The 21907-nt window shown below is 64.0% G+C and carries 16 protein-coding genes; 14 read left to right on the top strand and 2 right to left on the bottom strand.

Annotated features, from left to right (window positions below; genetic code table 11):
* The first annotated feature begins 17 nt into the window (after positions 1 to 17).
* The 6 genes from priB to O3300_RS09895 all read left to right on the top strand — a co-directional run bounded on the left by priB (position 18) and on the right by O3300_RS09895 (position 4411).
* Positions 18 to 317 (top strand): primosomal replication protein N, encoded by a 300-nt coding sequence (priB, locus tag O3300_RS09920; protein WP_034783455.1) that lies wholly within the window; start codon positions 18 to 20, stop codon positions 315 to 317.
* A 25-nt stretch (positions 318 to 342) separates the two neighbouring features.
* Positions 343 to 633, top strand: a complete 291-nt coding sequence (gene rpsR, locus O3300_RS09915; protein ID WP_010400024.1) for a 30S ribosomal protein S18 — start codon at positions 343 to 345, stop codon at positions 631 to 633.
* A gap of 27 nt (positions 634 to 660) precedes the next feature.
* Positions 661 to 1116 carry a 50S ribosomal protein L9 gene (gene rplI, locus O3300_RS09910; protein ID WP_034783456.1) on the top strand — a complete coding sequence of 152 codons (456 nt, stop codon included), beginning with the start codon at positions 661 to 663 and terminating at the stop codon, positions 1114 to 1116.
* 135 nt (positions 1117 to 1251) lie between these two features.
* Positions 1252 to 2637 (top strand): replicative DNA helicase, encoded by a 1386-nt coding sequence (locus O3300_RS09905; RefSeq protein WP_034750488.1) that lies wholly within the window; start codon positions 1252 to 1254, stop codon positions 2635 to 2637.
* 94 nt (positions 2638 to 2731) lie between these two features.
* Positions 2732 to 3358, top strand: a complete 627-nt coding sequence (locus O3300_RS09900) for a DUF47 domain-containing protein (RefSeq protein WP_010400015.1) — start codon at positions 2732 to 2734, stop codon at positions 3356 to 3358.
* A gap of 42 nt (positions 3359 to 3400) precedes the next feature.
* Positions 3401 to 4411 (top strand): inorganic phosphate transporter, encoded by a 1011-nt coding sequence (locus O3300_RS09895; RefSeq protein ID WP_034783457.1) that lies wholly within the window; start codon positions 3401 to 3403, stop codon positions 4409 to 4411.
* Positions 4412 to 4457: 46 nt separating this feature from the next.
* Here the strand turns inward: O3300_RS09895 and O3300_RS09890 are convergent, their stop codons facing one another.
* Positions 4458 to 5354, bottom strand: coding sequence for an MBL fold metallo-hydrolase (locus O3300_RS09890; RefSeq protein WP_305052819.1), 897 nt, complete (start codon positions 5352 to 5354; stop codon positions 4458 to 4460).
* 198 nt (positions 5355 to 5552) lie between these two features.
* On the opposite strand from O3300_RS09890, the gene O3300_RS09885 reads away from it, so the two are divergent.
* The 8 genes from O3300_RS09885 (at position 5553) to O3300_RS09850 (ending at position 21596) form a co-directional block, all read left to right on the top strand.
* Positions 5553 to 7175 carry an HD family phosphohydrolase gene (locus tag O3300_RS09885; protein ID WP_305052818.1) on the top strand — a complete coding sequence of 541 codons (1623 nt, stop codon included), beginning with the start codon at positions 5553 to 5555 and terminating at the stop codon, positions 7173 to 7175.
* Complete coding sequence (locus O3300_RS09880) at positions 7172 to 9427, top strand: CHASE2 domain-containing protein (RefSeq protein ID WP_305052817.1); 2256 nt, start codon at positions 7172 to 7174, stop codon at positions 9425 to 9427. Before O3300_RS09885 ends, O3300_RS09880 begins: the two co-directional genes overlap by 4 nt.
* Before the next feature lie 210 nt (positions 9428 to 9637).
* The gene (locus O3300_RS09875; RefSeq protein WP_305052816.1) at positions 9638 to 11248 is read left to right on the top strand and encodes a ShlB/FhaC/HecB family hemolysin secretion/activation protein; all 1611 of its coding nucleotides are present in this window, start codon (positions 9638 to 9640) and stop codon (positions 11246 to 11248) included.
* Positions 11249 to 11264: 16 nt separating this feature from the next.
* A complete protein-coding gene (locus tag O3300_RS09870) occupies positions 11265 to 17165 on the top strand; it encodes a YDG domain-containing protein (RefSeq protein ID WP_305052815.1) in 5901 nt (1966 codons plus the stop codon).
* A complete protein-coding gene (locus tag O3300_RS09865; protein WP_305052814.1) occupies positions 17134 to 17889 on the top strand; it encodes a FecR family protein in 756 nt (251 codons plus the stop codon). Before O3300_RS09870 ends, O3300_RS09865 begins: the two co-directional genes overlap by 32 nt.
* Positions 17890 to 17994: 105 nt before the next feature.
* Positions 17995 to 20436, top strand: coding sequence for a heavy metal translocating P-type ATPase (locus O3300_RS09860; RefSeq protein WP_305052813.1), 2442 nt, complete (start codon positions 17995 to 17997; stop codon positions 20434 to 20436).
* The gene (gene cueR, locus O3300_RS09855; RefSeq protein ID WP_289904088.1) at positions 20433 to 20852 is read left to right on the top strand and encodes a Cu(I)-responsive transcriptional regulator; all 420 of its coding nucleotides are present in this window, start codon (positions 20433 to 20435) and stop codon (positions 20850 to 20852) included. The genes O3300_RS09860 and cueR overlap by 4 nt, the downstream gene beginning before the upstream one ends.
* A gap of 21 nt (positions 20853 to 20873) precedes the next feature.
* Positions 20874 to 21596: a glutathione S-transferase gene (locus tag O3300_RS09850; protein WP_305052812.1), complete on the top strand. Its 723-nt coding sequence runs from the start codon at positions 20874 to 20876 to the stop codon at positions 21594 to 21596.
* Between the two features lie 44 nt (positions 21597 to 21640).
* Here O3300_RS09850 and O3300_RS09845 read toward each other — a convergent pair whose 3' ends face one another.
* Positions 21641 to 21841, bottom strand: coding sequence for a heavy-metal-associated domain-containing protein (locus tag O3300_RS09845; RefSeq protein WP_070260542.1), 201 nt, complete (start codon positions 21839 to 21841; stop codon positions 21641 to 21643).
* Positions 21842 to 21907 lie beyond the last annotated feature (66 nt).

Here is a 21907-nt window from a genome sequence, read left to right as displayed (position 1 = left end):
TTGACCAGGATCGTGCGCTGAACCAGCTACAAGTAACCGCCATCATTGCCGAGCGCGAAATATTGCGCTATACCCCGGCAGGGCTGCCGATTGTGAATGCAGTATTGCAACACAGTTCGCAGCAGATGGAAGCAGGGATTGCCCGTTTGACCGAGTTTGATGTTGCCGCGCTAGCCGCTGGCGAAATCTCAGGCCGGTTCAGTCAGGCAAGCTTGGGCGGGGTGTATCAGTTCACGGGTTTCCTGGCCAGGAAGAGCCGCAACAGCAAGAGTTTGGTGTTTCACATCATTGATTTTAGTGCAGTCAATTCTGACTAGCGCATTTTAGATACAGGAGCCTGACATGGCATTCGGTAAAAAGTTCGACAAAAATAAGCTCAAGCTTAAAGAAAAACGCAAACAGCAAAACCCGTTGTTCAAACGCAAGAAGTTCTGCCGCTTCACCGCAGCTCACGTTGAGCAAGTCGACTACAAAGACGTCGACACGCTGAAAGACTTCGTCCAAGAAAACGGCAAGATCATGCCAGCACGCCTGACCGGTACCAAAGCGCACTACCAGCGCCAAGTTGACACCGCAATCAAGCGCGCTCGCTTCCTCGCGCTGCTGCCATACACCGATCTGCACCACGCTTAATCGGTCAGATATTCCTGGAGAAGAACTATGCAAATCATTCTGTTAGAAAAAGTTGTTAACGTCGGTAACCTCGGCGAAGTCGTCAAAGTCAAAGACGGTTACGCACGTAACTTCCTGATCCCGCAACGCCTGGCACGTCGTGCTACGGCAACCGCTGTGGCTGAATTCGAAGTCAAGCGCGCCGAACTGGAAAAAGCTGCTGCCGCTAAACTGGCCGCATCGCAAGCCCAGGGCGAAAAACTGAGCGGCCTGACCGTTCAAGTTGCTCAAAAAGCTGGTGTGGATGGCCGTCTGTTCGGTTCCGTCACCAACTTCGACATCGCTGAAGCGCTGACCAAGCAAGGTTTTGCTGTTGAAAAAGCACAAATCCGCATGCCTACCGGCCCGCTGAAGATCGTTGGCGAGCACAACGTTTCGGTTGCTCTGCATACCGACGTGGTTGTGGAAGTTGTTATCGCTGTCGTTCCAGACGCGAACGCGTAATCGTCTGCGGGCCTGGCCCGCAAGCGTTGCCGCACTATGAAAAGCCGGGTTCGCCCGGCTTTTTTGTGGCCTTTTTTTCGCTCAATTTCAGCCCTTTATTTTTGCCAGCACGCCGAAGCGGGTATAATTCGCGCCATGAACGCCCCCTCTGATCCGCAACTGGATTCCCTCCGTATTCCGCCGCATTCGATCGAAGCAGAACAATCCGTTATCGGTGGTCTGCTGCGCGACAATGCCGCATATGACCGCATCGCCGACTTCATGCATGCGGAGGATTTCTATCGCTATGACCATCGCATCATCTTCGAGCAAATCGTCAAGATGGTTAACGCTTCCAAGCCAGCCGATGTCATTACTGTTTTTGAAACCCTGACCCAGCTCGGCAAGGCCGATGATGTGGGCGGACTCGCTTACCTGAACGCCATGGCGCAAAACACGCCATCGGCCGCGAACATCCGGCGCTACGCGGAGATCGTGCGCGACCGCGGCGTGCTGCGTAAACTCATTACCGTCGCCGACGACATCTCCGGCACGGCCTTCAGCCCGCAGGGCAAGGAAGTCAAGCAGATGCTTGACGAGGCCGAATCGAAGATTTTCGCCATCGCCGAAGAAGGCGCGCGCGGCGCCCAGGGCTGGACCGCCATCCAGCCCCTGCTGACGCAGGTGGTCGAACGCATCGACGAACTGTACAGCCGCGACAACCAGAGTGAAATCACGGGCGTGCCCACCGGTTTCATCGACCTCGACCGCATGACCTCGGGTCTGCAGCCGGGCGACCTGGTGATCGTGGCGGGACGTCCTTCGATGGGCAAGACGGCGTTTTCCGTCAACATCGGCGAAAACGTGGCCATCGACAGCGGCCTGCCCGTGGCCGTGTTCTCGATGGAGATGGGCGGCGCCCAGCTGGCCATGCGTATGCTGGGCTCCGTCGGACAGCTCGACCAGCACCGCCTGCGCACGGGCCGCCTGAACGACGAAGACTGGCCGCGCCTGACGAATGCGATCCAGAAGATGAACGACGCGCAGTTGTACATCGATGAAACGCCGGCCTTGAATTCCATCGAGTTGCGCGCCCGCTCGCGCCGTCTGTCGCGTCAATGCGGCAAGCTGGGCCTGATCATCGTCGATTACTTGCAGCTGATGTCGGCCAATACGCCGGGCGACAACCGCGCCACGGAGATTTCCGAGATTTCACGGGGCTTGAAAGGCCTGGCGAAAGAACTCGGTTGCCCCGTGATTGCGCTGTCCCAGCTGAACCGCTCGCTGGAGCAACGCCCGAACAAACGTCCTGTCATGTCCGACTTGCGTGAATCGGGCGCTATTGAGCAGGATGCCGACGTGATCCTGTTCATTTACCGCGACGAGGTGTATAACCCCGACTCGCCGGACAAGGGAACGGCCGAAATCATCATCGGTAAACAACGTAACGGTCCAATCGGCAGCATCCGCCTCACCTTCATGGGGCAGTACACCAAATTTGGCAATTACAGTGGTGGCCTGGCGCTTTACCAAGGCGACTAACACAGCAGCACTGATATTCCATTGGCCGCCCCTTCATCAAAAGGGGCGGCTTTCTGTAGTAAATAACACGACTCAATGCTTAACGGAGAATGACATGTTTGGACGCTTGATGCCCACTGAGGGCAAGTTTTTTGAATTGTTTAACCAGCACGCGGAATTGTGCGTCAAGGGCGCCAAAGAGATGCTCGGCCTGATGACCAATTTCGATGACCTGGAAAACCGCGTGCATGCGATCGAAAGCATCGAGAAACAGGCGGACAAAGTCACCTACGCCACCGTGGAAATGCTGCACAAGACCTTTATCACGCCGATCGACCGCGATGACATCCATCAGCTGATCACGCGCCAGGACGACATCCTCGACTTGCTGGAAGATGCGGCGCAAACCGTCTCGCTGTACGACCTGAAGGCCGTCACGCCGGAAGCCAAGCGCCTGGCCGAACTGGTACTGGCCTGTACCGAAAAAGTGCGCGACGCCGTCGCCATGCTGCACAACATGGATAACTCGCGCAAGATCGTCGCCATCTGCGAAGAGATCGACCGCCTGGAATCGGACGCCGACCACGTGATGCGCGCCGCCATGTCCAAGCTGTTCCGCGACGAGCCGGACGTGCGCAACCTGATCAAGCTGAAAGCGATCTACGAAATTCTGGAAACCGTGACCGACCGTTGCGAAGATGTGTCCAATATTATCGAAGGCATCATCGTCGAAAACGCGTAAGCGTTGGGCCTGTCCTGAACCAGAATCAGAAAAGAAACTACAATGACCATACAAATCAGCATCTACGTGCTAGGCCTGTTGATCGTCCTCGCACTGCTGTTTGACTTCATGAACGGCTTCCACGATGCCGCCAACGCGATCGCCACGGTGGTCTCGACGGGCGTATTGAAACCGCAGACCGCGGTTGCCATGGCCGCCACGTTCAACTTCGTCGCCATCTTCGTGTTCCACCAGCTGACCGTGGCCGCCACGGTGGGAAAGGGAACCATCGACCCTGCGGTGATCGACCAGTACGTGATCTTCGGCGCGCTGATGGGCGCCATCTTCTGGAATTTGTTTACCTGGTACTACGGGATTCCTTCGTCGTCCTCGCACGCGCTGATCGGCGGCCTGGTGGGCGCCGCCGTCGCCAAGTCCGGCACGGGCGCGCTGGTCGCGGCCGGCCTGTGGAAAACGGTGGCCTTCATCGTGATCGCACCGGTGCTGGGCTTTGTGTTCGGTTCCATCATGATGCTGCTCGTGTCGTGGATCTTCGTGCGTTCGACGCCGCGCAAGGTCGACAAGTGGTTCCGCCGCCTGCAACTGGTATCGGCGGCCGCCTACAGCCTGGGCCACGGCGGCAACGATGCGCAAAAAACCATCGGCATCATCTGGATGCTGCTGATCGCCGCCGGTTACTCGAGCGCGGCCGATGCCATGCCGCCGATGTGGGTCATCATCTCGTGCTACACGGCCATCAGCTTCGGCACCCTGTTCGGTGGCTGGCGCATCGTCAAGACCATGGGTCAGAAGATCACCAAGTTGAAACCGGTCGGCGGCTTCTGCGCCGAAACGGGCGGCGCGATCACCCTGTTCGTCTCGACGGCGCTGGGCATTCCCGTGTCGACCACGCACACCATCACGGGCGCCATCGTCGGCGTCGGCTCGTCGCAAAAAATGTCGGCCGTACGCTGGGGCGTGGCGGGCAATATCGTCTGGGCCTGGATCTTCACGATTCCCGCGTCGGCCTTCGTCGCAGCAGTCGCGTGGTGGATTGGCCACCACATCATGTAATGGATAGCCAACGCCAGTAAAAAGGGAGCTTCGCGGCTCCCTTTTTTTATGCGCCGGCCAGTTCCACCGTCAGCCCTTCGTAGGCAAGGAACACTTGCAGGCCATTGAGGCGGCTGCTGTAGCGCCCCATCACGTCGGCAAACACGGCTTCGAGCTGCTCGTCGCTGCGGGTCGGTTCGTGGTGGGTGCAGTACAGGCGCCGCGCGCCGCAGCGCAGGGCGAGGTCGAAGGCGGCGTCGAAGGTGCCGTGGCCCCAGCCCTGCTTGCCCGGGTATTCCTCGCGCGTGTACGAGCAATCCATGATCAGCGCATCGACGCCGGCGACCAGCGCGTCGATGCCGGCCTGGCGCTGCGCATTGCGCGCCGCGCAGGCCATGTGCTCGGCATGGCCGGGCGGATGCAGGTTGTAGAACGGTTCATGGTCGCCGCTGAAAAACAGCGCGACGCCGCCGCAGTCGATGCGGTAGCCGAGATTGACGACAGGGTGGTTCATTTCCGCGCCGCGCACGCGCGCGCCCCCCACCTCGACGGCTTCGCCGGGCGCCAGGGTGCGGTACTCGATGCTGGCCGCCATGGCCGCTTCGCTGACAGGAAAATAGCTGCCTTGCAGCTGCACCGCCATCACGTGCTCGATGCCGCGTCCGCTGATGGCGTCAAAGGCGCCATGCAGACGCATGCGGTTGCCAGCCACGAACAGGGGCGAAAACATGGGCAGGCCGTGGATGTGGTCCCAGTGGCTGTGCGTGATGAAGACGTGCGCGTCGACGGGTTCGCCCGGCGGCAGTTGCTGCGCCAGCGCAAAGATACCGCTGCCCGCATCGAGGATGATCAGGCTATCGTTGTTGGTGCGTACTTCGATGCACGTGGTGTTGCCGCCATAGCGCGCCGTGCGCGGGCCGGGAGAGGGGATGGAGCCGCGCACGCCCCTGAACGTGAATTTCATTCAGTACCTTGTTACGGTGTAATTATTGTTGATTCTATTCTAATTAATGAGGTTGGCGGCAACATTTATGCGTGTTGCAATACGGCAAGTTATTTCATTTTGTTGCAACTAAGTAATGTACAGTGCGCAGGGTGGCCGTTACACTGGCGCTTGCCGACTTCCCCTTTTTTGCTTGCCCATTACCGGATTGCCACCAACATGCCTCAGTTGCACCCTGAGAAAATCGCCCACAGACTGGAGCAATTGACCGAACTCAGTGTCGCGCTTGGCCATGGCCTGGGCGGCGAAGGGCACGATATCGGCGCGCTGTTGCAGCGCATCGTGCTGCTGGCAAAAAGCATGAGCGGCGCCGATGGCGCCACCCTGTACCGGCCCATGGCCGAGGGCCGCCAGCTGGCGTTCGACATCAGCGTCAACGACAGCCTGGGCATCGCGCAGGGCGCCGACATGGGCTTGCCTGGCGTGCCCCTGTTTGACGCTGCCGGCCAGCCGAACCTGGCGTCGGTGGCCGCGTATGCGGCGAACCTGCGCCGCAGCGTGAACATCGCCGACGTGTACCGCGACGAGGGCTTCAATTTTTCCGGCATGCGCGACTTCGACCGCCACCACGGCTACCACACGCAATCGATCCTGACGGTGCCCATGAGCGACCACGAGGGCGACCTGATCGGCGTGCTGCAGCTGATCAATGCCAAGGATGGCGAGACGGGCCAGGTGCGCGCCTTTTCCTCCACCGACCAGCGCTTCATCGAGGCGCTGGCCGCGCAGGCGGGCGTGGCGCTGACGAATCAGCTGCTCATTTCGCAGCTGGAAGAGCTGCTCGAATCGCTCGTTACGCTGATCAATATCGGCATCGATGAAAAGTCGCCGTACACGGGCCGTCACTGCCAGTTCGTGCCCGAGCTGACGATGCTGCTGGCCGACGCCGCGCACGCCACGCAAACGGGGCCGCTGGCTGATTTCCGGCTCAGCGACAACGAGCGCAAGCAGCTGTGGCTGGCCGGTTTGCTGCACGACTGCGGCAAGATCACCACGCCTGTGCACGTGGTCGACAAGGCCACCAAGCTGGAAACCATTTTTGATCGCATCGCCCTGATCGACACGCGCTACGAAGTGCTGCTGCGCGACGCCGAGATCGCAGCCCTGCGCCAGCAGGCGGCGCAGCCGCAGCAAAAGGACTCCATCGCCCGCGCGCTGGCACAGGAGCAGGCGGCGCTGCGCGAAGAGCGCGACTTCATCCGCACGGTCAACGTCGGCGGCGAGAGCATGGCGCAAGCCGACCAGGAGCGCGTGCGGCAGATCGCCAGGCGCCGCTGGCGCGCGGCCGACGGCGAACTGCGCGATTTCCTCGACGCCGACGAGACGGAAAACCTGACCATCCGCGCCGGCACCCTGACGGCGGCCGAGCGGGCCATCGTCAACAACCATATCAGCGTGTCGATCCGCATGCTCGAAGCGCTGCCGTGGCCCAAGCACCTGCAGAAGGTGCCGGAATACGCGGGCGGCCACCACGAGCGCATGGATGGCAAGGGCTATCCGCGCGGGCTGACGAAAGAGCAGATGTCGGTGCCGGCGCGGCTGATGGCGATTGCCGACATTTTCGAGGCGCTGACGGCGCGCGACCGGCCGTATAAAAAGGGCAAGTCGCTGTCGGAATCCCTGCGCATCCTCGGCAATTTCAGCCTGAACGGGCATATCGACCCGGAGCTGTTCGACGTTTTCATCCGCAGCAAGGTCTATCTGACCTTCGCTGAAAAGCACATGCATCCGAGCCAGATCGATACCGTCGACGAGGCGGCCATTCCGGGCTATACCCCTTGAAGCTGTCGCAGGCCTTGCGCAAGCATGGGGCGCGGTCGCTGCTGGGCATACTGCTGACCTTGGCGGCAGGCGTCCTGTGCCTGGCCGGCAACGACACTGTCGCGCGGCTGGACGCCATGCTGGGCGACTGGCGCATGCGTCTTGAGGCGCCGCAGCTGGACCGCCGCATCGTCATCGTCGACATTGACGAGCAAAGCCTGGCCCGGGTGGGCCGTTTCCCCTGGAGCCGCGACATCCAGGCGCGCCTGGTGCGCCAGCTCACCGGCCATTACGGTGTGGCCGCGCTGGGCTTCGATATCTCGTTTCCTGAAGCGGACACCAGTTCCGGCTACGCCGTGCTGCAAGGTCTGGCGCGGGGCGAACTGGCGGGCGTGGCCGGCTTGCCGGCGCAGCTGGAAAAACTGCGCCCGGCCATGGATTACGATGGCCTGTTTGCCGAGGCCATGCGCGGCCAGCCTGTGGTGCTCGGCTACAGCGTGTCGGAGCAGCAAAGGAAGGGCGTGCTGCCCAAGCCGGCTTTTACCGTTGCCGATTTGAACGGGCGCAGCGTCACGGCCTACGTGGCGCGCGGCTACGAAGCCAATATCGCGCCCCTGCAGGCGGCCGCGCAGGGCGCCGGCATCTTTACGGCGCTGACCGATGCCGATGGCGTGGTGCGCTCCTCGACCCTGTTGCAGCGCATCGGCGACGGCTATTATCCTTCGCTGTCGCTGGCCACGGTGGCCGTCTACCTGCAGGCGCGCGCCATCGCCCCCCGTTTCACGGACACGGCCGATACCCTGTCGGCGCGCGAACTGGCCAGCGGCGGACTCGAACACATCATGCTGTTCACGCCGCGCGGCGCGCTGGCGATCCCCGTGGGCGAAGCCTTGACCACCACGGTGCAGTACCGCGGCGCGGGCGGCCCCGATGGCGGCGCCTTCCGTTACGTCTCGGCGTCCGACGTGCTGGCCGGCACGGTGCCGCCCGCGCTGCTCAAGGGCGCCCTCGTGCTGGTGGGGACCACGGCGCCCGGCTTGAACGATATCCGCGCCACGCCCGTGAATGCGGAATACCCGGGGGTGGAGGTGCACGCCAACCTGATCAAGTCCATGCTCGACGGGCGCTTCAAGGCGCGGCCCGACTATGCGCTGGCATTCGAACTGGTGCAGATCGTGCTGTTTGGCCTGCTGCTGGCGGGCGCCCTGGCCGTGCTGCCGCCGGCCGGCGTGATGCTGGCGACCGTGGGCGCGCTGGCGGCCGTCATCGCCATCAACCTGTACCTGTACGCCGTGCACGACCTGGTGCTGGGCGGCGCCGTGCTGCTGTTGCTGATCGTCGCGCTGTTCATCGCCAACCTGGCGTGGGGCTATTTTTTCGAGGTGCGCAAGGGACGCGCGCTGGTGGCCCGTTTCGGCGAATATGTGGCGCCCGAACTGGTGGCCGAGATGGCCGACGATCCGCAGCGCTACACCATGGAGGGGGAGAACCGCGAACTGACGGTGCTGTTTGCCGACGTGCGCGGTTTCACGGCCATCTCCGAGCAGCTGGCGCCGGCCGCGCTGCGTGAATACATCAACGAATACCTGACGGCCATGTCGGAAGATATCCGCGACAGCCATGGCGGCACCCTCGATAAATACATCGGCGACGCCGTGATGGCGTTCTGGGGTGCGCCCGTCGCCTTTGCCGATCACGCCAGCCGGGCCGTGGCCAGCGCCCTGCTGATGCAGGGCAGCGCGGCGCGGCTGAACCAGCAGTTTTGCGCGCGCGGCTGGCCGGCGCTGCGCATCGGCATCGGCCTCAATACGGGACCCATGCACGTGGGCGACATGGGTTCGCGTATCCGCCGCGCCTATACCGTCATGGGCGACAGCGTCAACCTGGCCGCGCGCCTGGAAGGCGCCAGCAAGCTGTATGGCGTGGGCATCGTGGTGGGCGAGGCCACGCGCGCGGCTGCCGCCGCATTCCTGTACCGCGAGCTGGATCGGGTCAGAGTGCAGGGCAAGCAGGAAGCGGTGGCCATCTTCGAGCCGCGCGGCCTGCTGGCTGATGCTACGGCCGCGGAACTGGCGCAGGTGGAACGCTGGCACGCGGTGCTGGCCCTGTTGCGCGCGCGCGACTGGGCGGCGGCTGGCGCGCAGCTGGCCCGCTTGCAGGCGGACTTTCCCGATGACGGCTTGTACCGGCTGTACGTGGCGCGCCTGGAGCGCTATCGCAGCCTGCCGCCGCCAGCCGACTGGGATGGCGTGACAGAATTGCACAGTAAATAAGGCTGCCGGCGCACCGGAAAATGCCCGTTATTGCAGCATTTTTATCACTGTGCGCGCACTGTTTGTTGCGTTGCGATAAAAATCAGGGAGAAATGTTAGAAATTTCTGACTGGAAACAAAAAGCCGTCTAAAATTTGTCTTCAATCCATTGCCGGACACGCTGGCGCCTGCGGGCCGCGCGCTTGTCCGGTTACACAAGAAATCCTTCACATGACATATCGTTTGGTGCACCTGCTTGCGGGTTCCGCGCTGCTGTTCGCCGTCGGCGCCGCCGGCGCTGCCGTTTCCATGGATGACGCTGCTCCTGCCCTGCAGGAAGATGGTGTGCCGCGTTTCGAGATCCGCCGCTTCGACGTCCAGGGCAATACCCTGCTCACGTCGGCGCAGGTGCAAGCCTTGCTGGCGCCCTTTACGGGAATGCAGCGCGATTTTTCCGACATCGCGCGCGCCATCGAGGCGCTGGAGGCGGCTTACCGCGAGCGCGGTTACAGCGCCGTCCAGGTGCAACTGCCGGAACAGGAACTGGAACGGGGCGTGGTGCGCCTGAGTGTGCTGCAAACGCCGCTGGGCAAGCTCGCCATCAGCGGCAACACGCATGTCGACGAGACCAACGTGCGGCGCGCCTTGCCGTCCCTGCGCGAAGGCGAGACGCCGAACTTGCCGGCCTTGTCGCAAAGCCTGAAGCTGGCCAACGAAAATCCGGCGCGCAAGATCGAAGTGCGCCTGCAGGCCGACGAGCCGGCGGGCGCCATCGACGCCATCGTCACGGTGGCCGATGAGCAGCCCTGGAAAGCCATGCTCAACGTGGACAATACGGGCAATGCGCAAACGGGCAAGACGCACGTGGGCGTGGTGTTGCAGCATGCCAACCTGTTCGGCCGCGACCATGTGGCCAGCCTGCAATACACGAGCAGCCTGGAAAAGCCGGACAAGGTGGGCGTGTATGGCGCCGGCTACCACTTGCCGCTGTACGCGCTGGGCGACTCGATGGATTTTTTCGCCAGCTATTCGAACGTCGATTCGGGCAGCGTCTCGGCCGGCATCTTCGACCTGGCCGTCAGCGGTCAGGGCAGCATGGCCGGCATCCGCTATAACCAGAATTTTGCCCGCAGCGGCGATTTCGAACCCAAGCTCGTGTACGGCATCGATTACAAGGCGTATCGCAACAGCGTGCAACTGTTCGGCATGGAGTTGGGCGCCGACGTCACCGTGCACCCGCTCAGCGTCAGCTACATCGGCGCCTGGACCTTGCCCACGGGCGAGACCAGCGTGGCCGTCACGTTCGCGCATAACATTCCTGGCGGCAAGCATGGTGCGCAAGCCGATTTCGACCGCGTGCGCGCGCATGCGAAGGCCGCCTACAACACGGTGCGCCTGAGCGCCAGCTCGGGACGCGTGCTGGCCGGCGACTGGCAATGGCGCGCGCTCGTCAATGCGCAAGTCACGCCGGACGCGCTGGTGCCTGGTGAGCAGTTCGGCGCCGGCGGCGCCGCGTCCGTGCGCGGCTTTGCCGAGCGCGAGGTGTCGAATGACTCGGGCGCCAGCCTGAACCTGGAACTGTACACGCCGAACTGGTGCGGCCAGGCCCTCGGTTACCAATGCCGCGCGCTGGCCTTCTATGACACGGCATGGCTGCGCCGCAACCATGCGCTGCCCGGCGAAAGTGCTTCGCAAGGCATCAGCAGCGGCGGACTCGGCCTGCGTTTACTGCTGAGCCGCTACGCCAATCTGCAACTCGATTACGCCCATGTCGTCAATGGCGGCGACACGGGACAGCGGGGCGCCAACCGCCTGCATTTCCGCCTCGCCTTGGCCTACTAGTATCAGGATGAACACCATGCAAAACCACGCCCAGCACGCCTCCGTTTTCATCCTGACGCCATCATTTGCTCCACCTCGTGCGCTACCCCTGCGCCGCACGGCGCTGGCGCTGCTGCTGGCCGGCTGCTTCGGCGCGGCGCAGGCCAACCCCGCCTTGCCGCAGGTGGTCCATGGACAGGCGACGTTCAACCAGCAGGGCAATGTGTTCTCGATCACGAACACGCCCAACACCATCATCAACTGGCAGAGCTTTTCCATCCATGCCGGTGAAATCACGCGCTTCATCCAGCAAAACGGCAATAGCGCCGTACTCAACCGCATCACGGGACAAGACCCCAGCAAGATCCTGGGCGCGCTCGAATCGAACGGCAAGGTGTTCCTGATCAATCCGAACGGCATCGTCTTCGGTCAGGGCGCGAAAGTGGACGTGAATGGCCTGGTGGCGTCCAGCCTGGGCATGACGAACGAGGATTTCCTGGCCGGCAAGCGCCAGTTCACGGCGGGCGGCGTGGCCGGTGCCGTCGGCAATGCGGGCACCATCAACGCGGGCAAGGGCGGACAAGTGTTGCTGATCGCGCCGAACGTGGAAAACACGGGCCTCATCACGGCGCCGAACGGCGAAGTGATCTTGGCGGCCGGGCGCAGCGTGCAGCTGGCCGATCCCGGCAATCCGCAATTGCGCGTGCTGGTGTCGGCGCCCGCCGACCAGGCCCTGAACCTGGGCCAGATCATCGCCCAGGGCGGCAGCATCGGCATGGCCGGTGCACTGGTCAGCCAGCGCGGCGTGCTCAACGCGAACAGCGCCGTCGTCGGCGACAACGGCAGGATCGTGCTCAAGGCCAGCGGCAAGGTGCTGCTCGAAGGGGGCAGCGTCACCAGCGCCACGGGCGCGGCAGGCAAGGGCGGCGACATCCAGGTGCTGGGCGAGCAGGTGGGCTTGCTGGGCAATGCGGCAATCGACGCCAGCGGCGCCACGGGCGGCGGCACGGTCTTGCTGGGCGGCGATTATCAGGGCAGGAACGCGGCCGTGCAGAATGCGCGGCAAGTGCTCGTCGGCAAGGACGCCAGCGTCAAGGCCGATGCCATCGACAGCGGCAACGGCGGCAAGGTCATCGCCTGGGGCAATGAATCGGCGCAGGTGCACGGCAGCATTTCCGCGCGCGGCGGCGCGCAAGGCGGCGACGGCGGCTTCGTGGAAACCTCGGGCCATTCCCTGGCCGTGGGCGGCATCCGCGTCGATACGAGCGCACGCCGCGGCAAGCGCGGTACCTGGCTGCTCGACCCCTACGATATCGATGTGGTGCAGGGCGGCGGCGGCAGCCTCGGTGACGTGGACGAGTTTGCCGAAGGTCCGCCCTCCAGCAGCACCAGCATCGGCGCCGACGTGATTTCCAACGCCAACAGCAACGTGACCTTGCAGGCCCAGCACCGCATCAATTTCAGCAGCGCCGTCAATATGCTCCATCCCGGCATCGGCCTGAGCGCCACGGCGGGCGAGACGATCAATGTGTATGCGGCCATCAGCACCAACGGCGGCAATGTGACCTTGTCGGCCAACGACGCCAGCAGCGGCGCCGCGTATGGTTCCAGCGCGAATATCCACCTGAACGCGCCGATCACGACGAACGGCGGCAGCGTGTCGCTGTCCGGCGCCAGCGTGGCGGGCAGCGGCGTGGTCAGCGTCGGCAGCGGCAACCTGTCCCTGCGCGCCAATTTCTCGGGCGGCGAAATCAACCTGACGGGCGGCGGCGCGCGGCTGACGGGCAGCGGCACCGGCGGCCAGACGGTGACCTTGCAGGCCGACAGCATCAGCATCGGCGGCACGCTGGATTTCGGCGGCACCGGCGGGCGCGCCAGCGTGGCGATCAAGCCCCTGAGCAGCTCGCGCCTCATCGACCTGGGCAGCAAGTCCGGCGGCGCCCTGGGCCTGGACGCGGCCGAACTGGCCGGCATCTCGGCATCCTCGCTGACCATCAGCGACGGCAGCAACACGGGCGGCATGCGCATCTCGAATGCGATCAATCTGGCGGGCGACCTGCGCCTCAATTCAGCTTCCCCCATCACGGCCACGGGCGCCGTCACGGTCGGCGGCCTGTTTGCCCTCGACGGCGGCGCGTGGATGCAAAATGCGCCTGGCCTGGCCGCTTTCTCGGCCAGCCGCTTCGCCATCGCGCCGGGCGCCAGCTTCCTGCGCGTGAGCGGCGGCGACGGCAGCACGGCCGCGCCTTACCAGATCGTCGATATCTACGGCTTGCAAGGCATCGGCAGCCTGGGGCTGGGCAACAACTACCGGCTGATGGGCAATATTGACGCCAGCGGCACGACCAGCTGGAACCAGGGCGCCGGTTTTGCACCCATCGCCGGCGGCGATGGCGCAGGGTATGCGGGCATGTTCGACGGCGGCGGTTTTGTCATCAACGGCCTGTACATCAATGCCCTGAACCCGACCGTCAGCTCCGGCGTGGGCCTGTTCGGCAAGGTGCAGGGGGGGACGGTACGCAACCTGGCCCTGCAAAATGGCAGCGTGGCGGGGGTGAACAATGTCGGGGCCCTGGTCGGCCTGAATATCGGCGGGATGCTGGACAGCGTGCGCAGCAGCACCGCGGTCAGCGGCGCCAGTGCCGTCGGCGGTCTGGTCGGCAGCAACGGCGGCACGCTGCGCAATGCCAGCGCCAGCGGCAACGTCGCGGGCATCAATGCGGCCAATGGCGGCAGCATTGGCGGGCTGGTGGGGGCAAACCTGGCCGGCGCCAGTATCGATGCCGCCTACGCCACGGGCGACGTGACGGGAGCGCGCGACAAGGTCGGCGGCCTGGTGGGGAACAATGACGGCGCCATTTCGCAGTCCTACGCCACGGGCGCGGCCCGCGGCGCGGCCAATATCGGTGGCCTGGCGGGACGCAATGGCGGCAGCATCAGCGACGCCTACGCCACCGGTGCCGTCGGCGTGTCGGCCGATGGCGACGTGGCGGTGCCCCGCGCAAACCTGGGCGGGCTGATCGGCTGGAGCGTGGCGGGCAGCAGCGCCAGCCACGTCTACAGCAGCGGCGCCGTGGCCGGCAGCGGCTTTGCGGGCGGCACGGTGGGCGGCCTGGTGGGCCGCGCCGATGTGGGCGCGGGCATCGCGTTCGGTTTCTGGAACTATGAGACGGCCGGCATCCTGATGGACCAGGGCGGCGCCAGCGGCCGCACCACGGCGCAGATGCAGCAGCAGGGCAGCTTCAACGATTTCAATTTCAGCAGCGTCTGGCGCATCTACGATGGCTATACGACGCCGATGCTGAAGGCGCTCCTGAAACCGCTGCAGGTGAATGTCACGGACAATGCCAGCGGCAAGGTCTACGATGGCCAGCTGGCCGCCTTCCTGGGCACGATAGGTTACGTGGGACTGCTCGACGGCGACGCGGGCGTGAATGGCAGCCTCGGCTATGGGACCAATGCACGCAATGTGGGCACCTACGGCTTGACGGGGCTGTGGTCGACCAAGTACGACATCAGCCTGGGCGGCACGACCACCTATGCCATCACGCCGCGCATCCTGACGGTCGGCATCGGCGGCAATGGCAAGGTATATGACGGCAACCTGAGCTATGACGGTGCCACCTTCGTGCTGGGCAATGTGGTAACGGGCGACAATATCAGCATCAGCGGCAGCGCCGCCTTCCTCGACAAGAACGCGGGCGGCAGCAAGGCCGTGCACGCCAGCGGCCTGACCCTGGACGGCAATGAGCTGGGCAACTACAGCCTGGCCGCGACAACGGCGGACGGCACGGCGGCCATCACGGCGCGCATCCTGAATTATGGCGTCTCGGGCGCGCACAGCCGCGTCTACGACGGCACGCTGCAAGCGGCACTGAATGGCTATTTCGAAGGCCTGGTGGCGGGCGACCAGGTCGGCATGGCCGGCTTGCTGGGCAGCTTCCGCGACAAGAATGCCGGTACAGGCAAGGTGGTCGATTACCAGGTGGCGACGGGCCACCTGACGGGCGCCGATGCGGGCAACTATGTGCTCAATGGAAATGCGGGCAGCACCACGGCCGACATCGGCGCACGTGCGCTGAACCTGTCCGGCGTGGTGGGTAACAAGGTCTACGATGGCACGACGGGCGCCAGCCTGGTCCTGGGCGATGACCGTCTCGCCGGCGACAGTTTGACGGCCTCGGCAGTGGCCAACTTTGCGGACAAGAACGTGGGCGCGGCCAAGGCGGTGCAGCTGAGCGGCGCGACCCTGGCAGGCGCCGATGCGGGCAATTATTTTATCGTCTTGCCGACAGGCTTGCTGGCCAGCATTACGCCCGCCAGCCTGACCCTGGCCAGCCTGAGCGCGGCCGGCAAGGTGTATGACGGCACCACGAATGCGGCCGTCAGCGCGTCGGCGAACGGCGTGCTGGGCCAGGATGTGGTCAGCGTGGTGGGCGGCAGCGGCAGCTTTGCCGACAAGAATGTGGGCGCGGGCAAGCTGGTGACAGCCAGCGGCTTCCGCCTGGCGGGCGCCGATGCGGGCAATTACACACTGGAAACGACGGGCGGCACGGCGCAGGCAACGATTGCGCAAAAACAATTGTCAATATGGGTCGGCAGCGGCAGCGGCTTGTGGAGCGACGCCGCCAACTGGGACGGTGGCGTGGTGCCGGAAGGCGCGAACGTGCTGGCTGTCGACTTCAGCAACAGCAAGGGCATCGTCACCTACAGCGCGGCGGCCGGCAGCACCATCCTGAAAAACCTGCATTCGGCGACGGGCTTGCTGTTGACGGGCGGCAGCCTGACGCTCGGTGAAAGCGCGCTGGACTTCTCCGTGCTGGGCGGCCTGGCCGGCCTGGAAATCAACGGCGGCAGCTTGCTGCTGAACGGCAGCCTGTCGGCGGACCGTTATGCGCAAGGCGGCGGTGTGCTGAGCGGCAACGGTAACTTGCTCGTCGCCAACAGTTTTAATCAGACGGCCGGCGCCATCCGGCTGGCGGGCCAGCTGGCCATCACGCAAGCGGCGGGCGATATGCGCTTCGCCAGCCTGGCGGCCAACGAGGTGAAACTGAGCGCCCTGAACGGCGCCATCGGCCAGGATGGTGCCTTGCTTGCCGGCAGCCTGGCTGCGCAGGCGCGCGATGGCATCGTGCTGGGCCATGCGGGCAACCAGGTGGGCAGTTTTGCCGCCAGCAATAGCGCAGGGGGCGGCATTGCGCTGAACAATACCTCGGCGCCGGGCACTCTGATCCTGGGAACCTTGGTAACGGGCGCGGGCAACATTGCCATCGATAACACGGGCGGCGTCATGGCCGGCAACATCAATGCGAATGGCGGCAACGTCAGCGTGACGGCGCACAGCCCCGTCACCGTCAACGGCAAGATCGAGGGCAAGGACATTGCGCTCAATGCCAGCACGGATGTGCTGCTGGGCAATGGCGCGCAGCTGGCAGCGGCGCGCGACATCACCCTGGCGGCCGGCGGCGACATTCGTATCGAGGGCAATGCCCAGGTTCTCGGCGGCGGCAATTTCAGCGCCAGCGCGGGGGGCAATGTGCGCTTTGCGGACACGGCAAGCTTCGCCTTGCCGGCGGCGGCCAGCATGAGCGTGCTGGCGAAAGCGGGCAGCATCACGGGCGACTCGGGCGTGCGCATCAACCGCCAGCGCGCCAACGTCAGCTTGCTGGCGCCGAATGGCACGGTGAACATGGCGGATGCCATCTTCCTGCCTGCCACGACCGTCGACAAGCCCGCCATCGATGCCAGCGCCAGCGCAGCCATCGATGAAGCCTTGCGTATCATCAAGCAGGCCGACCGTGCCAACGCCCCGCTCGCTTCTGCGTCGCCAGCCAAGGATGATGACAAGAAGAAAGACAGCAAGGATGTTGCCGATGCCACAGATAAACCCACAGGATACAAATACGATGATGCCGCAAAAAAAATGTACTGCAATTAAGGCCTTGCTGTGGCTGGCCCTGATGTGCGTGGGCGCGCACGCCTGGGCTGGACAGGTGGCGGGTACGGTGATGCAGTTGAGCGGTCCGCTGATGGCCAAGAAGGCGGATGGCAAGGTGAAAATCCTGGCCATCAAGTCCGAAGTCGAGCAGGGGGACACCTTGCTGACGGAAAAGGAAACCTATGCCTTGATCAAGCTGATCGACAATAGCGAAATCACTTTGAAACCGAATACCAGTTTCGTCATCGAGCAATTCAGCTACACGGCCGAGCAGCCTGACGGCGACCACGCCATCTTCAGCCTGCTCAAGGGCGGCTTACGTTCCGTCACAGGCTTGCTGGGCAAGCGTAACAAGGAGCGTTTCGAGATGAAGACGCCGGCCGCCACCATCGGCATCCGCGGCACGACGTTTGTTGCCACCTATGTGCCAGCCTCGGCGCAGGCGGTGCCAACGGTGCCGACACCAGGCGGGGCGGCGAGGGCGCCGGGCCTGTATGTGCAGGTGCTCGATGGTTTGATTCATGTGACCAATCCTGCCGGGACGCAAAATTTTGCCGCCGGCCAGTTCGGTTTTACGCCCAGCTTCAAGCAGCCGCCCGTGATGCTGCCTGTCAATCCCGGCATCCCGTTCACGCCGCCGCCGGTCTTTTCATCGTCGTCATCGGGCCCGGGCAGCGCGGCAGGCGGCAGCAAGCCGGCCGCAATCGACTGCGTCGTGCGCTAAGCGTCGTCAAACAAGCCCGGCACAGCGTGCAAATAGGGCTTGACCTTCCCATCATGGGATAGCAGATCCTGTCCGTATTCGTTACTCTTTCGTACAGGATCTGCCATGAACCAGGCTGCACTCGCCCCGACTTCCCCCAATTCCGTCGCCGCGCATGCGCAGGCGCTGGCCATCGAAGGCATGAGCTGCGCCTCGTGCGTGGGCCGCGTGGAAAAGGCCTTGGCCGCCGTGCCCGGCGTGACCCAGGCCAGCGTCAATCTGGCCACCGAAGTGGCCAAGGTCACGTCCGACACGCCGATTCCCCTGGCCACCTTGCAGGCGGCCGTGGAAAAGGCTGGCTACAGCGTGGCGCAGCGCGAAATCGACCTGAACGTCGCCGGCATGACGTGCGCCTCTTGCGTGGGCAGGGTGGAAAAAGCCTTGCTGAAGGTGCCGGGCGTGCTGGCCGCCAGCGTCAACCTGGCCACGGAAAGCGCGCGCATCAAGGTGACGGGCGAGGCCGATGCGGCCACCCTGATCGCCGCCATCGACAAGGCCGGCTATGAAGCCACGGTGCCCGCCGCCAGCGAGGCCAGCGCGCCCCTTGCCGCGCCGAATCGCGACGGCTTGAAAGTGGCGTCCGCGGCCGTGCTGGCTTTCCCCCTGATGCTGCCCATGCTGCTGGAGTGGGCCGGCATCCATCTGATGCTGCCCGGCTGGCTGCAATTCGCCCTGGCCACGCCCGTGCAGTTTTACTTTGGCGCGCGCTTCTACAAGGCGGGCTGGAAGGCGGCCCGCGCCGGCAGCGGCAACATGGACTTGCTGGTGGCGCTGGGCACGAGCGCCGCGTATGGCTTATCCGTCTACCAGTGGCTGACGGCGGGCGAGATGCTGCCGCACCTGTATTTCGAAGCGTCGGCCGTCGTCATCACCCTGGTGCTGCTGGGCAAATGGCTGGAAAGCCGCGCCAAGCGCCAGACAGCCTCTGCCATCCGTGCGCTGCAAGTCCTGCGTCCGGAATCGGCCCGCGTGCGCCGCGACGGCGTGGAAATCGACTTGCCCGTGGAACAAGTCAAAGTGGGCGACCTGGTGGTCATCCGTCCCGGCGAGCGGGTAGCCGTCGATGGCGTGGTGGTGGAAGGCGCCAGCCAGATCAACGAATCCCTGATCACGGGCGAAAGCTTGCCGGTCGATAAGCATCCGGGCGACAAGGTCACGGGCGGCGCCATCAATGCGGATGGCTTGTTGCTGGTGCGCACGCAAGCCGTGGGCGGCGAGACGACTTTGTCGCGCATCATCCGCCTGGTGGAAGATGCGCAGGCGGCCAAGGCGCCGATCCAGCACCTGGTGGACAAGGTCAGCGCCATCTTTGTTCCCGTGGTGCTGGTGCTGGCGCTGCTGACCATGCTGGGCTGGTGGTTCGCCACGGGCGAGCTGGAAAACGCCATCATCAATGCCGTGGCCGTGCTGGTGATCGCCTGCCCGTGCGCGCTGGGCCTGGCCACGCCGACGGCGATCATGGCCGGCACGGGCGTCGCTGCCCGTTACGGCATCCTGATCAAGGATGCGGAAGCGCTGGAAGTGGCGCACGCCGTCAATACCGTCGTGTTCGACAAGACGGGCACCCTGACGGTGGGTAAACCTGCGCTGGCGGCCCTGCATGCGCATGGCATCGACGATGCCCGGCTGCTGCAACTGGCGGCCAGCATCCAGCGCGGCAGCGAGCACAGCCTGGCGACGGCCGTGCTCGATGCGGCGGCCGCGCGCCACCTCGAACCCTTGCCAGCCACGGGCCTGTCGGCCTTGCCGGGGCGCGGCCTGGCGGCCCAGGTCGATGGCCTGGAACTGAAACTGGGCAGCACGCGCCTGATGCAGGAGTTGCATGTAGACATGACGCCGCTGGCGGAACAGGCCTTGTCCCTGGAAGCCACGGGCAACACGATCTCGTGGCTGGCTGCGGGATCGGAACTGCTGGGCCTGTTCGCCTTTTCCGACCAGGTCAAGCCGAACGCACAGGCGGCCATTGCCCATCTGCACAGCCTGGGCATCCGCACGGTGATGTTGACGGGGGACAATCAAGGCAGCGCGGACGCCGTCGGCAAGCTGCTGGGCATCGACATGGTGGCGGCGAAAATGCTGCCGGCCGATAAAACCGCTAAAATTGTCGCGCTGAAAGGCGAAGGGGCGAAGGTGGCCATGGTGGGTGACGGCATCAACGATGCGCCCGCGCTGGCGGCCGCCGACGTGGGCATCGCCATGTCGACAGGCACGGACGTGGCCATGCATGCGGCCGGCATCACGCTGATGCGCGGCGATCCGGCCCTGGTGGCGGACGCCATCGATATCTCGCGCCGCACCTACAGCAAGATACGGCAAAATCTGTTCTGGGCCTTCATTTATAACCTGATCGGCATTCCGCTGGCCGCCTTCGGCTTGCTCAACCCCATGGTGGCGGGCGCGGCGATGGCCTTCAGTTCCGTCAGCGTGATCAGCAATGCCCTGTTGCTGCGCCGCTGGAAAGCCCGCAGTCATACAGGTAGCGTGCATACCAAGGAGCAACAAGGATGAATATCGGCCAGGCGGCAAGCGAGACGGGCGTATCGGCAAAAATGATACGCTATTACGAAAGCATTACCTTACTAAAACCCAGCGCGCGCAGCGACGCCGGTTACCGCATTTACACGCCGAACGATTTGCATGCCTTGCGCTTCATCAAACGCGCGCGGGGCCTGGGTTTTTCGCTGGAACAGATCCGCGAACTGCTGTCGCTGTGGCAAAACGACCAGCGCGCCAGCGCGGACGTGAAAGGCATCGCCCTGGCCCACGTGGCGGACTTGAATCAGCGCATCGCCGAACTGACGGAAATGCGCGACACCCTGGCCCACCTGGCGCAATCGTGCCATGGCGACGACAAGCCCGATTGTCCCATCCTGCAAAGCCTGGGACTGGCCGGCGACACGGAAGCGAAACCATGTTGCCATTGATGTAAATCAACGGAGGTGTGCATGGCCTATGAACTGTACTACTGGCCCACGATACAGGGACGCGGAGAATTCATCCGCCTGGCGCTGGAAGAGGCGGGCGCCGAGTACCGCGACATCGCCCGCTTGCCCGAACACAAGGGGCAGGGCGTGCCCGCGATGCTGGCCTGCCTCGATGGCGACAGCACGCCACAGGCCGCCTACGCGCCGCCCGTGCTGCGCGACGGCGACATGCTGATCGGCCAGACGCCGAATATCCTGTTCTACCTGGGCCGGCGCCTGGGCCTGGCGCCGCGCGCTGAAAGCGGCCGTTTGTGGCTGAACCAGCTGCAACTGACGATGGCCGACTGGCTGACGGAAGTGCACGACACGCACCATCCGCTGTCGATGAATCAATATTACGAAGAGCAACAGCAGGCGGCCATGCTGCGCAGTGCGGATTTCCGCGCAACACGCTTGCCGAAATTCCTATCCTACTTCACGCAAGTGTTGCTGAGCCGCCGCGGCCCGTATCTGCTGGGTACAAAGCTCACGTATGGCGACCTGTCGCTGTTCCAGATGCTGGCTGGTTTGCACTATGCGTTTCCGCAAGCCATGGCGCGCCTGGCGCCCGAATATCCTGCCTTGTCTGACCTGCATGGCGCCGTGGCAGCGCGGCCGAATATTGCCCGTTACCTGAAGTCGAAGCGCAGGATCCCGTTCAATGAAGAAGGCATCTTCCGCCATTACCCTGAACTGGACGGGTAAACAAAAACAGCCGGCGCATTGGCCGGCTGTCGTGTCCTTGCTGTTTATTGCGCGCTGGTGACGGGGTAGCCCGCATCGACGATGGCGGCGCTGATGGCGCCCAGTTCGCTCGATGACTCCACCGTGACGCGCTTGCTGGCCAGGTCGATCTGCACCTGTGCGGCAGGATCGATGCCTTGCACCGCTTTCGTGACCGAGCCGACGCAATGGCCGCAGCTCATGTTTTCAACTTGTAACTGATACATGGCAAGCACTCCTTGAATGATTAAGTGCTGCCACTGTAAGCCTTCCCCCGATGGTAAGGTCAAGGG

It is taken from the genome of Janthinobacterium sp. SUN206 (genome assembly GCF_030587305.1).
GTDB classification, from domain to species: Bacteria; Pseudomonadota; Gammaproteobacteria; order Burkholderiales; family Burkholderiaceae_D; genus Janthinobacterium; species Janthinobacterium kumbetense.
This window is presented reverse-complemented; position numbering and strand designations above follow the sequence as displayed.